Origin of the sequence: Apibacter sp. B3706 (assembly GCF_011082725.1) — a bacterium.
Taxonomy (GTDB): domain Bacteria; phylum Bacteroidota; class Bacteroidia; order Flavobacteriales; family Weeksellaceae; genus Apibacter.
On sequence record NZ_CP049715.1, the window covers coordinates 801,575 to 817,160 of the forward strand.

The 15,586-nt window shown below is 27.7% G+C and carries 13 protein-coding genes; 7 read left to right on the plus strand and 6 right to left on the minus strand.

Annotated features, from left to right (window positions below; translation table 11 throughout):
- Positions 1 to 103: 103 nt before the first annotated feature.
- A complete protein-coding gene (mtaB, locus tag G8C41_RS03555) occupies positions 104 to 1,438 on the plus strand; it encodes a tRNA (N(6)-L-threonylcarbamoyladenosine(37)-C(2))-methylthiotransferase MtaB (protein WP_166006128.1) in 1,335 nt (444 codons plus the stop codon).
- A 79-nt stretch (positions 1,439 to 1,517) separates the two neighbouring features.
- On the opposite strand, the gene serB is transcribed toward mtaB, so the two are convergent.
- Positions 1,518 to 2,750, minus strand: coding sequence for a phosphoserine phosphatase SerB (gene serB, locus G8C41_RS03560; RefSeq protein ID WP_166006129.1), 1,233 nt, complete (start codon positions 2,748 to 2,750; stop codon positions 1,518 to 1,520).
- A gap of 32 nt (positions 2,751 to 2,782) precedes the next feature.
- A complete protein-coding gene (gene folP / locus G8C41_RS03565; RefSeq protein WP_166006130.1) occupies positions 2,783 to 3,604 on the minus strand; it encodes a dihydropteroate synthase in 822 nt (273 codons plus the stop codon).
- Positions 3,605 to 4,077: 473 nt separating this feature from the next.
- On the opposite strand from folP, the gene G8C41_RS03570 reads away from it, so the two are divergent.
- From G8C41_RS03570 to gyrB, 5 genes are all read left to right on the plus strand, one after another.
- Positions 4,078 to 5,115, plus strand: coding sequence for an acyltransferase (locus G8C41_RS03570; protein WP_166006131.1), 1,038 nt, complete (start codon positions 4,078 to 4,080; stop codon positions 5,113 to 5,115).
- A gap of 25 nt (positions 5,116 to 5,140) precedes the next feature.
- Entirely contained in the window at positions 5,141 to 5,683 is a 543-nt protein-coding gene (locus G8C41_RS03575; RefSeq protein ID WP_166006132.1) for a DUF1599 domain-containing protein, read from the plus strand.
- 10 nt (positions 5,684 to 5,693) lie between these two features.
- Complete coding sequence (locus G8C41_RS03580) at positions 5,694 to 6,788, plus strand: BT_3928 family protein (RefSeq protein WP_166006133.1); 1,095 nt, start codon at positions 5,694 to 5,696, stop codon at positions 6,786 to 6,788.
- Positions 6,789 to 6,805: 17 nt separating this feature from the next.
- A complete protein-coding gene (gene tpiA / locus G8C41_RS03585) occupies positions 6,806 to 7,564 on the plus strand; it encodes a triose-phosphate isomerase (protein ID WP_166006134.1) in 759 nt (252 codons plus the stop codon).
- Between the two features lie 158 nt (positions 7,565 to 7,722).
- The gene (gyrB, locus tag G8C41_RS03590) at positions 7,723 to 9,660 is read left to right on the plus strand and encodes a DNA topoisomerase (ATP-hydrolyzing) subunit B (RefSeq protein ID WP_160543257.1); all 1,938 of its coding nucleotides are present in this window, start codon (positions 7,723 to 7,725) and stop codon (positions 9,658 to 9,660) included.
- A 67-nt stretch (positions 9,661 to 9,727) separates the two neighbouring features.
- On the opposite strand, the gene G8C41_RS03595 is transcribed toward gyrB, so the two are convergent.
- The 3 genes from G8C41_RS03595 to G8C41_RS03605 form a co-directional block, all read right to left on the minus strand.
- Positions 9,728 to 10,261 carry a GNAT family N-acetyltransferase gene (locus G8C41_RS03595; protein WP_166006135.1) on the minus strand — a complete coding sequence of 178 codons (534 nt, stop codon included), beginning with the start codon at positions 10,259 to 10,261 and terminating at the stop codon, positions 9,728 to 9,730.
- Positions 10,262 to 10,348: 87 nt separating this feature from the next.
- Entirely contained in the window at positions 10,349 to 11,236 is an 888-nt protein-coding gene (locus G8C41_RS03600) for a hypothetical protein (protein ID WP_166006136.1), read from the minus strand.
- Entirely contained in the window at positions 11,233 to 11,913 is a 681-nt protein-coding gene (locus G8C41_RS03605; RefSeq protein ID WP_166006137.1) for a TrmH family RNA methyltransferase, read from the minus strand. The genes G8C41_RS03600 and G8C41_RS03605 overlap by 4 nt, the downstream gene beginning before the upstream one ends.
- A gap of 67 nt (positions 11,914 to 11,980) precedes the next feature.
- On the opposite strand from G8C41_RS03605, the gene G8C41_RS03610 reads away from it, so the two are divergent.
- Positions 11,981 to 13,003 carry an asparaginase gene (locus G8C41_RS03610; RefSeq protein ID WP_166006138.1) on the plus strand — a complete coding sequence of 341 codons (1,023 nt, stop codon included), beginning with the start codon at positions 11,981 to 11,983 and terminating at the stop codon, positions 13,001 to 13,003.
- A 296-nt stretch (positions 13,004 to 13,299) separates the two neighbouring features.
- On the opposite strand, the gene G8C41_RS03615 is transcribed toward G8C41_RS03610, so the two are convergent.
- Positions 13,300 to 13,938, minus strand: a complete 639-nt coding sequence (locus tag G8C41_RS03615) for a porin family protein (protein ID WP_160566237.1) — start codon at positions 13,936 to 13,938, stop codon at positions 13,300 to 13,302.
- Between the last annotated feature and the right edge of the window lie 1,648 nt (positions 13,939 to 15,586).

Sequence of the window (15,586 nt, forward strand, 5' to 3'; positions counted from 1 at the left end):
GATTATACTTTTAATAATCAGGGAATTTTAATAAAATCATAAAAATTATTTAATACTAATTATATTAATTTCAGTAAATAAATTAAATACGTAATTTTGCACTATGCTAAACGAAATCAGGAAATCCGTAGCTTTTCATACCATAGGATGTAAATTAAATTTTGCTGAAACTTCTACAATTGCTCGACAATTAATAGAGGAAGGATTTGTAAAGGTATCTTTTGAAGAAACAGCAGATGTTTATATTATTAACACATGTTCGGTAACCGATAATGCCGATAAAGAGTGTAAAACTATCGTTAAAAGAGCGTTACATTTAAATCCTGATGCTCTGATTTGTATTATTGGATGTTATGCTCAATTAAAACCGCATGAAATCAGTAAGATTGACGGGGTAGATTTAGTTTTGGGTGCAAAAGAAAAGTTTAATATCCACAAGTATATTATGGATCTTAAAAAAGATTCTGAAGTAAAAGTTCATTCTTGTGAGGTTGATCAAGCTGATTTTTTTGTAGGTTCCTATTCAATTGGAGACAGAACACGTGCTTTTTTAAAAGTACAGGATGGTTGTGATTATAAATGTACGTATTGTACTATTCCTTTAGCAAGAGGAATTTCACGTTCTGCAGAGCTTGAAACCATTATTAAACAAGCCGAAGAAATTTCTGAAAAAGGAATTAAAGAAGTTGTACTTACAGGCGTGAATATTGGCGATTATGGAAAAGGAGAGTTTGGAAATAAAAAACATCAACATACTTTTTTAGAATTAATACAGAATTTAGATAGGGTAGAAGCCATAGAACGCATACGAATATCTTCAATTGAACCAAATTTGCTTAAGGATGAGATTATTGATTATGTTGCTGATTCGAAAATTTTCGTTCCTCATTTCCATATTCCTTTACAATCCGGCTGCGATGATTTATTGAAGAAAATGAAGAGAAGATATCTGACTCATTTATACGACGAGAGAATCCATAAGATACATTCTGTAATCAAAGATGCTTGCATAGGAGTTGATGTAATTGTAGGTTTTCCAGGAGAAACAGAAGAAAAATTCTTAGAAACGTATAATTTTTTACAAAATCTGCCGATTAGTTATTTACATGTTTTCACTTATTCGGAGAGGGATAATACAGAAGCTGTTCATATGGAAGACAGGGTACCTTATTCTGAGCGCAAAAAAAGGAATAAAATGTTAAAAATCCTGTCTGAAAAAAAACGCCATGCATTTTATGAATCTCAATTAGGCAAAGTTAAAACGGTCCTTTGGGAGCATGAGAACAAAAATGGGATGATGTTCGGATATACTGAAAATTACGTACGCGTTAGCCAGCCTTATAATCCTAAACTTATTAACCAATTAGAAGAAGTTTACCTGGAAAAGCTTGATTCTTTTGGAAATGTGCTGGTAAGATCTACCATTGCAGCTTACTAAGCTAAGAAATTTAATCTAAGTATTAAAATTGTACACATAAACCGTTGGTTTACGTTTAATTTAACTTTACAATCAAATGTTAAGAAATAGAAGTCATTTCTATATCTTCGGAAGAATCTTTATATCCTAAGAAATATAAAATTCCATCTAATCCAATGGTAGATAACGAATGATTCGCATTTTGTTTGACCGTTGGCTTCGCATGAAATGCAATTCCGAGTCCGGCTATGGATAACATAGGTAAATCATTTGCTCCATCTCCAACCGCAACAGTTTGTTGTATATCTATATTTTCAAAAGTTGAAATTAATTTTAAATATTCGGCTTTCTTTTTGCCATCCACAATATCTCCAATGTAATTACCTGTTAACTTTCCATCAATAATTTCCAATTTATTGGCAAATACATAATCAAATCCGAATTTTTCTTTGAGATAGTCTCCGAAATAGGTAAATCCTCCGGATATAATTGCTGTTTTAAATCCACTTTTCTTAAGAACTCCCATTAATCGTTCAAGCCCTTCAGTAATAGGTAAATTTTCTGCTATCTCTCTTAAAACATTTTCATTCAAGCCTTTTAATAACTTTATTCTTCTTTTAAAACTTTCGGAAAAATCTATTTCTCCGTTCATGGCAGACTCAGTGATGGCTCTAACTTCATTTCCAACTCCGGCTTTTTCTGCAAGTTCATCGATAACTTCAGTTTGAATTAAGGTTGAATCCATATCAAAGCAGATCAAGCGTCTCATTCTTCGGTACCTGTTTTCTTCCTGTAAGGCAATATCAATATTTAAATCAGATGATAAGGATAAGAATTTATTTTGTATTTCTTTTAGGTTAGATAGATTACCTCTTACAGCAAATTCAAAGCAAGTTCGATCAATATTTCGATCTAAAGGTATGCGTTGAGTTAAACGTATAATCCGTTCGATATTAAGTTTAAAATCCAATAAAACTTTAGAAACTTCAGAAATTTGGTTAGCACTGATTTCTTTACCTAAAATATTTATTATATATCTGTTTTTACCCTGAACTTTAACCCAATTGCTGTATTCTTCTTTGGTTAAGGCTGAAAATCTAACATTAATTTCTAATGAATTGGCTTTAAATAAAATTTCTTTTAAAATGTTTCCGGAACTTCCGTTTTCAGACATGAAAATAATAGCTAAGGATAAAGAATGATGTATATTGGCTTGTCCAATGTCAAGTATTTTAGCATTATATTTTCCTAAGATATGAGTGATTGCTGTTGTTATCCCCGGTTTATCAACTCCTGATATGCTGACTAAAATTATTTCTGATGAATTTTTCATGTGAAAATTAATTTTTTTAAATCATTTAATTATTAATTTAACATTTTCCACAGTTTAATCATTTGTTTTGCTTCTTTCACATCATGAACACGTAAAATATGAGCACCTTTTTGTAAGGCGTACAAATTTAATGCGGAAGTACCTATCAATGCATCTTCAGCAGAAGTTTCTAAACATTTATAAATCATACTCTTTCTGGAAATTCCTATATATAAGGGAAGATTAAATATTTTGAATTTATCCATATTTTTCAGCAAATCGTAATTTTGTTGTAAAGTCTTACTGAATCCAAATCCCGGATCTAATAAAATATCATTGACACCAAATTCTCGTAATTCACTAATTTTTTTAGAAAAGTAATAATTAATATCGGTGATTAGATTTTCATAATTTGTATAATTTCCCATAGTTTGTGGAGTTCCTCTCATATGCATTAAAACATAAGGAACGTTGAGTTTTCCCATAGTTTCAAACATTTTATTATCTAAAGTGCCTCCCGAAATATCATTAATCATTCCCACACCTTCATTGACACTTTCAATGGCAACTTTAGACCAAAAGGTATCGATCGATAATTTTACCCGAGGAAATTCTTTTTTAATAGCTTTAATTACAGGAATTACTATGCTTAGTTCTGTTTCATCAGATAAAAATTCGGAATCCGGACGAGTGGATTGTCCGCCAATATCAATGAAATCAGCGCCTTCATCTATTAATTTTTCTGTTTGTTTTAAAGCTTTATCAATAGTGGAATACCTACCACCATCAAAGAAAGAATCCGGAGTAACATTTAGTATTCCAGCTACTTTAGGCTCATTACAATCGACCAAATCACCATTAATATTAATTATCATATATCTTATTTGAATCTGTAAATTTAAAAAAATAAATAAAGTTTAAAGTAAATATAGTTACACAGTTTAATAGCTTTCGTTTTTTATATTAATGAAGTTTAGTTGAAAATTATATTTTCACAAATGTTTCAAAATTGTTTAAAATATAAATGCTACTGAATAAACTTTCTACAATTTTTATAGTATTATATCTCTAAATTTACATAATAGCATATTTTTTACTAAATAATAAATTTTATTGATGTAAAATAATTTTTAAATTTATTAAATTAGTATAACAAATTATATTGTAACAATTTTTTGAAATGATAGACAAATAGGTTTTTATATTTAATCTTAAAATAAAGAGATAAAATGAATAAATTTTTTATCTGTTATGTAACTAATATTATAGTCAACTAGTAAACAAGTATTAATATAAAGATATAGTAATTAAAATTAATTTATTTTTGCGCTCTTAAAATTAGGATTAAATGAAAGAATCTGTGAATACAAATAAAATCATATGGATTGATAATCTTAGGGCTGTTTCAGCTATAGGAATTATTTTAATACATGTGTCCGCCATAATGAGTCATCATTATGGAAGTATTCCAAATAAAAGTTGGTGGATATCAAACTTTTATATTAATATAGCTCGGTTTGGTGTACCGGTTTTTGTTATGATGACCGGTATGTTATCTTTAGGAAAACAATACACTTTTAAACATTTTACCAAAAAATTATGGAGAATATTAATACCTTTTGTGTTTTGGAGCTTAATATATATTTTCTTTAAAATACTAGATATTCATTATAAAGATCATGTAGATCTGGGATATAGATTTGTTATAGACTATACGTATCTAGAATTGGTTTCGGGAGCGAGCTACCATATGTGGTATATTTACATGATTATAAGAATTTATCTATTATATCCCATAATTAATCAATGGATTTTAGATAGTAATCCAAGACAACAATTATATTTTATAGTCGTTTGTTTTATAATATTTTTAATTTTCTACACTTTTTTTAGTACGGTTTATTTAGTAAACTATATAAAACTATATTCTGAATTTCTGGGATATTTAGTATTGGGATATTATTTAGTAAGAAGAAAATATGAATATAGTGTTAAATATTACGTATATGTATGTTTTATTATTTATTTATTATCCCTTTTTGGAATTTGCTTTGATACTTATATCACATCTAAAATGAACAATTTTTATATAGAGCAATATAAGCCCTGGGATTTATTTCAAGCTCTTTCCGTTTTTTTACTTTTCTTTTTAGTTCCGGTATTCAATAAAAAAAGTAAAATATTATCTTTTATAAGTGAATACAGTTACGGAATATATTTAATACATGTATTAGTCATGAGATTAATTGAACATTTTGGTTTAAACGCATATTCTTTTAATCCTTTATTTTCTATTCCAATTACTACTTTTTGTACTTTACTTATATCAATTATCATATTATATACTTTAGATAAGATACCTTTAGGAAAATATATAGTTAAATAGTACATTTGTAGGTATTAATGGAATAATGGAAAAAACATCAGAACAATTTGATTCAGTAATTTCAGTTTGTAAGGAATTATTTATAAAAAAAATGATTGATTATGGATCGGCTTGGAGAATATTACGATTGCCTTCCTTAACAGATCAGATATATATCAAAGCCAATCGAATTAGAACTATTCAGGAAAAAGGAAATCAAAAAATTTCAGAAGGAATCGACGAAGAATTTTTAGCGATAGTTAATTATTCTATTATGGCATTGATTCAATTGGAAAAAGGAATTGCAGAAAATCCTGATTTAAATTTAGAAGAGGCTGTACAGCTTTACGATGAAAAGGTTAGCCGGGCTAAAAACTTAATGATGCGTAAGAACCATGACTATGGAGAAGCTTGGAGGGATCTGAGAATAAGTTCTATTACAGATTTAATTTTGCAAAAATTATTGCGTATAAAACAAATTGAAAACAATGAAGGCAAAACATTAGTTTCCGAAGGTTTAGACGCCAATTATTTTGATATTCTAAATTATTCTGTATTTGCTTTAATTCTTCATCAGGAAATTAATTAATTGTTGTTACATGAAATTTTTAACTCAATTTTTTAGAATACTTGTTGGAGTAGTTTTCATAATTTCCGGTTATGTTAAAACTATTGATCCCATTGGATTTTCATATAAATTGGAAGAATATTTTGGAGAAAGTGTGTTTAATCTGCCGAGCTTACATCATTTAGCACTTCCGTTGTCTATTTTTTTTGTGGTTTTTGAAGTCATGTTGGGTGTATTTCTTTTATTGGGAATTTGGAAAAAATTTACACTTTCTTCTTTGTTATTATTAATAATTTTCTTTTCATTTTTAACTTTTTATTCTGCATATTTCCACAAAGTAACTGATTGTGGTTGCTTTGGAGATGCGCTTAAATTAACGCCGTGGACTTCATTTGGAAAAGATATTGTCCTTTTGGTAATGATTTTAATCTTAGTTTTCGGTTCAAAATACATCCGTTCTGTATTTTCTGTAAAAATTAATTGGTTAATCATAAGTGTTTCTTTTGCTATCTGCTTATGGACTGTTTATCAAGGGATTGCCCATTTACCCATCATTGATTTTAGACCTTATGCTGTGGGAAAAAATCTTAAAGTAGGTATGAATGACGGTGAACCGGAGCAAAATATAATTATATACACACTCAAGAATACATCCAATAATGAGATTAAAAAAATGAACTCCGAGGAATATATCAGTTCCGGAATTTGGAAAGACACCTTAACGTGGAAGATCAACGATACTTCGGTTAAAATTTTAAAAGAGGCAAAATTACCTTCTGTTCACGATTTTACAGTAGAATGTTTAGGTAATGATATAACGCAAGATATTTTAGATCAAAAAAAAATAGTGATAATTACTGTGCCATTTGCAAAAAAACTTAGTATTATTGAACGAGCTAAATTGAGAAAAATCACTTTTCAATTTAAGGAGAAAAAACTTAATTTTGTTATTTTAACGAATGATCCACAATATTTGAATCCTTTATCTTCATGCATTACAGATCAAACAACATTAAAAACAATTAATAGAAGCAATCCCGGGGTATTAATATTAAAAAGAGGAATAGTTGTTGCCAAATACAATGGTAATGATTTTCCAACCGTGAATGAAATAGAAAAATTATAAACTTAATAAACATACATATGAGAAAAAAAATTGTAGCCGGAAATTGGAAAATGAATAAAACATTGCCTGAAGCTAAAGCTTTATTAGCAGAAATTGACTCATTTATTCAATCTAATTCACCTAAATGTGAAGTTATTGTTGGAATACCATTTATATATTTAGAAAATGCCAAAGCAAATCATAAAAATGTACAAGTTTTTTCTGAAGATATTTCCGAACACAAATCGGGAGCATATACTGGAGAAATTTCCGCTGAAATGCTTACCTCTATTCAGGTAGATGGTTCAATCATTGGCCATTCTGAAAGAAGACAATATCATAAAGAAACAGATGAACAAATAGGAGCTAAAGTTAAAATTGCTTTAGATAATGGTTTAACCCCTATTTTTTGTAATGGAGAATTATTAGAAGAAAGAAAAGAAGGTAAACATTTTGAAGTAGTTAAAAGACAAACCGAAATTGCTTTGTTTAACTTATCAGCTGAAGAAATCGTTAAAGTGGTAATTGCTTATGAACCGGTTTGGGCTATTGGTACCGGCGAAACAGCTACCCCGGAACAAGCGCAAGAAATACATGCATATATCCGTTCATTAATTGCTGATAAATATGGAAAAGAAGTAGCTGATTCAGTATCCATTCTATATGGAGGAAGCGTGAAACCGGATAATGCTAAAGAAATTTTCTCAAAACCGGATGTTGACGGTGGATTAATCGGCGGGGCTTCTCTAAATGTTAAAGACTTTGGATCATTAATCAATACATACAAAGAAATTTAATTACATTATAAAATAAGTTTTAGAAAAAACAGATTCATTGATTCGAATCTGTTTTTTTATTTGGTTTTATAGAGTATGAAATACCCTAAATACTAGTAAATATCAATATTTTTACGTATATTTGTAAGCATTTCTTGAAATAAATTAACGATTAAAAAATGAGTGAACAAAAATATACTGCAGATAGTATTCAAGCGCTTGAAGGAATTGAACATGTACGTATGCGTCCCTCCATGTATATTGGGGATGTGGGAGTTAGAGGATTACATCATTTAGTATATGAGGTAGTTGACAATTCCATTGATGAGGCTTTAGCCGGGTATTGCGATACTATTAATGTAAGTATAGGTAAAGATAATTCTATAACGGTAAAAGATAACGGTCGAGGTATTCCTGTTGATACCAATAAGCAGACGGGATTGTCTGCTTTAGAATTGGTTATGACAAAAATTGGAGCAGGAGGGAAATTTGATAAAGATTCATATAAAGTTTCCGGAGGATTGCATGGAGTGGGAGTGTCCTGTGTCAATGCATTATCTACTGAATTGATTGCTACCGTTAACAGAGACGGTAAACAATACCAGCAAAAATACTCTAAAGGGGTTGCATTAACTTCTGTTGAAATTGTTGGGGTTTCCACCCATACAGGAACTACAGTAACATTTATTCCCGACAGTTCAATTTTTACCGAAACTATTTATAATTACGATACATTAGCCACTCGTCTTCGTGAACTTTCATTTTTGAACAAAGGAATTACTATTACTTTATCAGATGAACGTGAAGTAGATGAAGAAGGCAACATTAGATCGGAAGAATTTTATTCTGAAAGAGGATTAGAGGAATTTGTCGAATTTATAGATGAGAACAGAGAACCCTTAATGGATGAAATCATTCATATGGAGGGAGAGATTGATGAAATACCGGTTGAAGTTGCCATGAGGTATAATACTTCGTATACGGAAAATATTCATTCATATGTAAATAATATTAATACCCATGAAGGGGGAACGCATTTAACCGGGTTTAGAAGGGCGTTAACCAGAACCTTGAAAAAATATGCCGATGAAAATATTAATTTGGCAAAAGAAAAGGTTGAAATTACCGGTGACGATTTTCGTGAAGGTTTGACTGCTGTTGTTTCCGTTAAAGTCATGGAACCTCAGTTTGAAGGACAAACTAAAACTAAATTAGGTAATTCGGAAGTTAGTTCTGCTGTAGATAAAATAGTTGCCGAAATGTTAACTAATTATCTGGAAGAACATCCTAATGAAGCAAAACAAATTGTTCAAAAAGTTCTTCTCGCAGCAAAAGCGCGACAAGCGGCTAAAAAAGCAAGAGAACTCGTACAAAGAAAATCTCCGTTAGGAGGAAGCGGTTTGCCGGGAAAATTAGCTGATTGTTCTTCACGTAAAGCAGAGGAAAGTGAATTATTCTTAGTCGAAGGAGATTCAGCAGGGGGGACAGCCAAACAAGGTAGAGACAGAAACTTTCAAGCGATCCTTCCGTTGAGAGGTAAAATACTTAATGTAGAAAAAGCTGTTAGCTATAAAGTATTTGAAAGTGATGAAATAAAAAATATTTATACCGCTTTAGGGGTATCTGTTGGTACAGAAGAAGATTCCAAAGAATTAAACCTTTCTAAGCTAAGATATCATAAAGTGGTAATTATGACCGATGCGGATGTAGACGGTTCTCACATTACAACTTTAATATTAACCTTTTTCTTCCGTTACATGAAAGAAATGATTGAAAAAGGATATATTTATATTGCAACCCCTCCTTTATATTTATTGAAAAAAGGAAATAAAGAATATTATGCCTGGGATGATAAACATAGAGAGGAAATAGCTTCACAATTAGGTAACGCTCAAGGTAAAGGTTTTACCGTTCAAAGGTATAAAGGTTTAGGAGAAATGAATGCTGAACAGCTTTGGGATACGACTATGAATCCTGAAAAAAGAACGTTGAGACAAGTTACTATCAATAATGCATCAGAGGCAGATCGTATATTCTCCATGTTAATGGGAGATGATGTACCGCCTCGTAGAGAATTTATTGAAAAAAATGCTGTTTATGCAAATATTGATGCTTAAAATATTATACATTATATATAAAAAAGCCTATTTTTATTAAATAGGCTTTTTTTATTAATATGTTATATTAAATTTGGTACACTTCAGAATGTATTAACTTTATAACATTTATTTCCTCTTTATCTAGTTGTATTTCACGAAGAGACATTAATTTCATTGGGTAACTTTTACCATCCTGATGATAGGATGGTTGTTTATATTCAATATCATTCCATAATTTGAAACCTAGCCGTTCATAAAAATTAATTCTACGTATATCCCAATGTGAAGTTGGAGGTTCCACTTCAAGTACAATAGGTTGTGAAATTTTTTCTATGAATAGTTGCATAATCTTGCTTCCATATCCTTTTTGTCTATAAACAGAAGAAATCGCAAAATGTTCAATAAATGTAAAAGTATTTAATTTCCAGTAAGTAATGAAACCGATTCTTTCGTTGTCTTTTATACATAATAAGATTTTAAATTTATCTTTATAATCTTCATAAAGTTTAAACATTTGATCCGTAGGCCTCCTTTCTTCAACAGGAAAAGATTTTATATAATTATTTTCGACAAATGTAATTTCATTTTGATCTAAAAGATTTAATTTTTCAAGTTTCATATTAATTTATGGAATTTTATTTAAAATTGAGAGTAAACACTTTTATTAAAAAATTGAATATAATTTATTTCAAAACAATCAAATTTATTAGTGATTATCAAAATAATCTGAAGAAAGATAATCTTTATCTTGATCAGTTGTATTTAAATTTTCATTATTATCAGAACTAATGGTAGTAGAATAATTATAATTAGTATTCGGTTCATTTTCAGTTGAAATAGTATTTTCACTCTGATCATCAGTAGAAACTTTACCTTCTAGAGAGTCTAATTTGTTTTGGAAACCTTGAATGACCCATATTTGAGAATTTAATTCTTGATCAATGTCTTTATTACGGTTTTTTAAAGTTTGTAACTCCGCTTCATTTAAAATTATCCTTACTTTAATTTTAGTTAGATTATCTTGTTCTTTGTCAGAAATTTTGGAGTTGGCTTTTAAGTCAATTTTGTTGTAATCGTCACGAATAATTTTTTCTAAATATAAAATTCTATCGGAATTACGAACTTTTTCTTTAGTAAGCTTTATGGTAAAACTTTTCGCATTCGTTAAATCATCAATTGCACAAGATTTTTGAATGTCTAACTTAAAATTTTCAAGAATTGGGATTGCTAATTCTTTTTCAGTAGTATTTGAATTGATGAAAGTATTGGATAAATTATGAAAAGAAGTGAATATCGTCATACTTTTATCATCATTATATTCATATGCAAAATTTCCTAACCAGCTTTCACCATTTGGTGAAAATTTAATATCCGAACCATACACTTTATTAACAATTCCACCTTTCACTTTACCTCCTTGTTTTTTGATAAAATTCTTCCAAGTATTTACTAGGACTTCCTTATTACAAATTGGTAATGTAAAACTTAAGGATTCCATAATCTTGTTTTTTTCTGTATATGAAGATTCTTCAATAGTTTGAGAATGTGCAAAAGCACAGATAAAACTTAAAAGTATAATAGGTGTTTTATTCATTGTTTTAAAGATTTAATATAATGAGCTGCAATTTTCTCACCTGAACTTACCGATTTTATAGCCCATTTTATTTTTAAATTAAGTTTTTGAATTTCAGTTAACTGCCAATTTAAATGACTATCTTCCAATTTCTTTCTCATTTCATAAAAACATATTCCGGCTGCTACAGAAACATTAAGACTTTCTGTAAAACCTATCATTGGAATTTTAATACACGCATCAGCATAATTTAAAGTTTCTTCATTTATACCTTTAAATTCAGTACCGAAAATTAAAGCTGTTGGCTGAGTTAGTTGAAAATCATAAATATCTATAGCATTTTTTTCAGGAGAAACTGCTACCAGTTGATATCCATTTTCTTTAATCTCTTTTAAAGATTCCAGATTTGAAGATTTATAAGATATATCAATCCATTTATCGGCTCCTCTTGCAACAGTACTTTCCGGCTTAAATTCATTTCTGTTTTCCAGGGCAATCAATGATTGAAACCCAAAAGCTTCCATACTTCTAACTATGGCACCTGCATTACGATATTGATACAGATCCTCTAGTATCGGAAGTACATAATTTGACCTGTAATTAACCAAATTTTCTATTTTTTCAAATTTTTCTTTTGATATAAAATCTGTTAAATAGTTATATAAATCCAAATTATTCAAAAATTCTTTTGAAATCATGTTTCAAAAATAACAATTAAAGCTGTTAATATTTTCATAAATTGCAATTTTAAACCGAGAAATATAGATGAAACGTAAGATTTTATTAATTTATACAGGAGGAACTATAGGAATGATCAAAGAGTATAGTACCGGAACACTAAAACCTTTTGATTTTAATGCGCTATTAAAGCATATACCCGAGATAGAACTAATTGATGCAGATATAGATATCAACGTATTTGAAAAACCTATTGATTCTTCAGACATAGATATTCTTGATTGGATTACATTAGGCAATATACTTGAAAATTCTTATTTCAAATATGACGGATTTGTAATATTGCACGGTACGGATACGATGTCTTATACTGCTTCTATGATGAGTTTTATGTTACAAGGATTGAAAAAACCTGTAGTATTTACGGGATCTCAATTGCCAATTGGTGAATTGCGAACAGATGCCAAAGAAAATTTGATAACTTCAATTTATTACGCTTCTTTATATGAGAATGATAAGCCAGTTATCAACGAAGTGTGTATTTATTTTGAATATAAATTATATAGAGCAAACAGAACAACCAAATTCTCAGCAGAACATTTTGATGCTTATATTTCACCCAATTATCCTAAATTAGGAGAGTCCGGCGTTAATCTTGGAGTTTTTAAAGAATATCTTTTAAAACCTGGTCATACAGATTTTAAGGTAAATAAAAATCTTGCTAATAAAATTGATATATTCACATTTTTTCCGGGAAAAAATAAGTATTTATTAGATCGAATGGTTTCAGACAATGATCTAGAAGGGATTATCTTAAGAACCTTTGGTTCGGGAAATATTCCTTCCGACAAAGAAACCTTAAGAGCCTTACATAAAGCCAAGGAGTTAGGAAAAGAAATTATAGTTATTACACAGTGTGTAAGAGGAAATGTAAATTTTGGAAAATATCATAATAGCCTCATATTTAAAGATTTAGGGGTAATATGTGGTTATGATATAACAGTAGAAGCTGCCACAACTAAACTAATGCATTTACTCGGACAAAACTTAAAAGGTAAAATACTCAAAAAACAGTTTGAGGAAAATTTATCCGGTGAAATAACTAATTAAAATTAACTAATTCAACCATTATTTTAGTCTTATTAAGCTAATTTTAATTGATTAAAATTGCTTGTAAACTAGGCTTATATATTTATTTCTTATAATTTACTTTAATTATAGTATATAAATATAACATTATATACAAAATTATAAATATTAATAAATAAAAATTATTTTATATTAATATCACAATATTAAGTATAATCGATATTAAGATAAGATATTAATTAAATAAATACTTTTTATATTAAACATTAATTAATAAAAAATGATGAAATAATATTAATTGAAAAAGTATGTTTATATTAGAAAAAGTAAAAATAAGAAACTCCTAGATTAGATGTATTATGAGATTTAAACCATTTTCCATTCTTAGAATACACTTTATTGTTATCATAAATATTATTTAACCCCCAATTATATCTGATACCTATTTCGTGTTTACGAGCAAAGCTAATTCCACCTCCTAATCCTGCTGAGATATCAAATTTTGAAGCTCCTCCGTACCATTTTTTGTCTCTGTGTTTATTTTTTTCATGAATTAAATAACCAATCTGTGGACCGGCTTCTATAAAAAATTCGTGTGTTTCTTTTCCTCTACAGCAAGGAGGGAATATGAAATCTCCAAAATAGTACTTAACCATTAACGGAATGTTAATATAAGTCTGATAAAATTTAACATTAATATCTTTACCATCTTTTTCTCCTTGTTCAGAATAAACTATTTCAGGCTTAAAAAACCAACTATCGTTGAAGTCATTAAAAGGAATTTGTGCAAACAAACCTACTGCAGGTGCAAAAATACGGGTATCTGAGTGTTTATGCACATTTCTGATATTTGTAAATTGTAAACTCCCTTTTACACCAAATTTAACTTGCGATTTTAATGTAGAAAAACTTAAAAATAAAATTACTACATAAAAAATTTGTAAATTTTTAATCATTTTATGAAATATAACTTGTAAATATTTTAAATATATTAATAAACTTTTATAAAAAATTTAACATTTGCGCAAATATAAACATTATTTTAAAATATAAAAATGAAAATAATCTGAGAAAATATCATTAAATAAATATAAAATATATGTAATAATTAAAGATTATTTATTTGTATTTTATATCATTTGTTTATATTAATACAAGAAAAAATATTTATAAATAACTTTTTTAATTTAATTTATTTCTTAATATTTAATTCGTATGCACTTAAAATAATTATTTTTTAAATCTAAATATGTTACTATTTATAATTAGGATTAAGCTAACCATGACCTAATTAAAAATTTTTTTTAATTTAAAAAATAACATTTAATAGTATAAAATTATAAAAAAAAAATTATTATAAAAAACTTTTATAATAAATTTTTTAATTATGTGAAGTAAATTTTATTATTTTTAAATTATTATCATAAAAATTAATAAATAGGATAATATTTAGTTAAAAATTAACACTATTATATTTAATTTAGTTGTTAATATTTTATATTAAATAGTAACTTTTTATTTAATGTATTAAATTTAATTAAAAAATAAATCAAAATGAAATGAGTTTTATATTTTATGTTTATAGAATGATATATATTTATAAATGTGTTTATTAATATAAATATGTATATTTTTATTTTCTATATTTAAAATATTAAAAATTTAGTAAGGGGAATATTGATTTTTAAAAAAAAATAGTATTTTTGCATAAAATTAACACTAATAAACGCCTTATGAAATTTAGAAGAATTATTTCCGCTCTTAATTTAGAAAATTCCTTATTGTTTATTGCTTTAACATTATTTTATTGTTTTGCTAAAATGTTAAAAATAGCAACGTCTTAAAAACATATTTATCATTACAATATATATTATCTTGTATTTTAGTTGAATATAGATTTTAAATATATATGTGACTAATATTTTAAAGTGATTATAAAAATTTTAAGCTTAAAAAAATAAAGGGAATGTGTATCATATTCCTTTTTTTATGATTATTTAATTATTAAAAAGAATCAATTATTAAAAACTCACTAGTACGATTAACTATAGTATTAATAATATCAATGGTGTAACCATTACCACTGTGTTGGAAATAGTACTAATAAAGAAAAAAATATATCCGTTGGTATAGGTGTTTATTGGAGGCTGCTTTGGCACCGACATTAAAAACGGATGAACACCAACCATAGTTGTTAGTATAAGCTATACTTATAATTTTATAAGGCTTTAAATTTATATTTATTTATGAGAAAAAATAGATTGTTGTATTTTAAATCATGAATTTTTTGGTTACATAAATCTTTTATTGTAAATTTGTATATATTTAAATTAGACATTAGAAATTTGACATATTAGACATAGAAAAATTAATTGAACATTCTAAATCACTCTGAATTACTCAATACAGAGTGATTTTTTATATTCTAAAGTAAATTTTTATTATGATGTAGAATATTCAAATTCCTAATTATTATATTAAAGATAATCTTCAAAAATTTATTTAATAATAAATTAGTACAATATCTTTAATACAAATTGTAATAAACTTTTGTTACAAATTTAAAATAGTGTAACAAAAATTAGCAGAATATGGCACAGGTAA

Coding starts and splice junctions, on each gene's coding strand:
- G8C41_RS03595 (WP_166006135.1), bottom strand. CDS start 10,261: ATGAAACTTGAAAAATTAAATCTTTTAGATCAAAATGAAATTACATTT.
- G8C41_RS03570 (WP_166006131.1), top strand. CDS start 4,078: ATGAAAGAATCTGTGAATACAAATAAAATCATATGGATTGATAATCTT.
- G8C41_RS03580 (WP_166006133.1), top strand. CDS start 5,694: ATGAAATTTTTAACTCAATTTTTTAGAATACTTGTTGGAGTAGTTTTC.
- G8C41_RS03575 (WP_166006132.1), top strand. CDS start 5,141: ATGGAAAAAACATCAGAACAATTTGATTCAGTAATTTCAGTTTGTAAG.
- mtaB (WP_166006128.1), top strand. CDS start 104: ATGCTAAACGAAATCAGGAAATCCGTAGCTTTTCATACCATAGGATGT.
- folP (WP_166006130.1), bottom strand. CDS start 3,604: ATGATAATTAATATTAATGGTGATTTGGTCGATTGTAATGAGCCTAAA.
- G8C41_RS03600 (WP_166006136.1), bottom strand. CDS start 11,236: ATGAATAAAACACCTATTATACTTTTAAGTTTTATCTGTGCTTTTGCA.
- G8C41_RS03605 (WP_166006137.1), bottom strand. CDS start 11,913: ATGATTTCAAAAGAATTTTTGAATAATTTGGATTTATATAACTATTTA.
- G8C41_RS03610 (WP_166006138.1), top strand. CDS start 11,981: ATGAAACGTAAGATTTTATTAATTTATACAGGAGGAACTATAGGAATG.
- serB (WP_166006129.1), bottom strand. CDS start 2,750: ATGAAAAATTCATCAGAAATAATTTTAGTCAGCATATCAGGAGTTGAT.
- gyrB (WP_160543257.1), top strand. CDS start 7,723: ATGAGTGAACAAAAATATACTGCAGATAGTATTCAAGCGCTTGAAGGA.
- G8C41_RS03615 (WP_160566237.1), bottom strand. CDS start 13,938: ATGATTAAAAATTTACAAATTTTTTATGTAGTAATTTTATTTTTAAGT.
- tpiA (WP_166006134.1), top strand. CDS start 6,806: ATGAGAAAAAAAATTGTAGCCGGAAATTGGAAAATGAATAAAACATTG.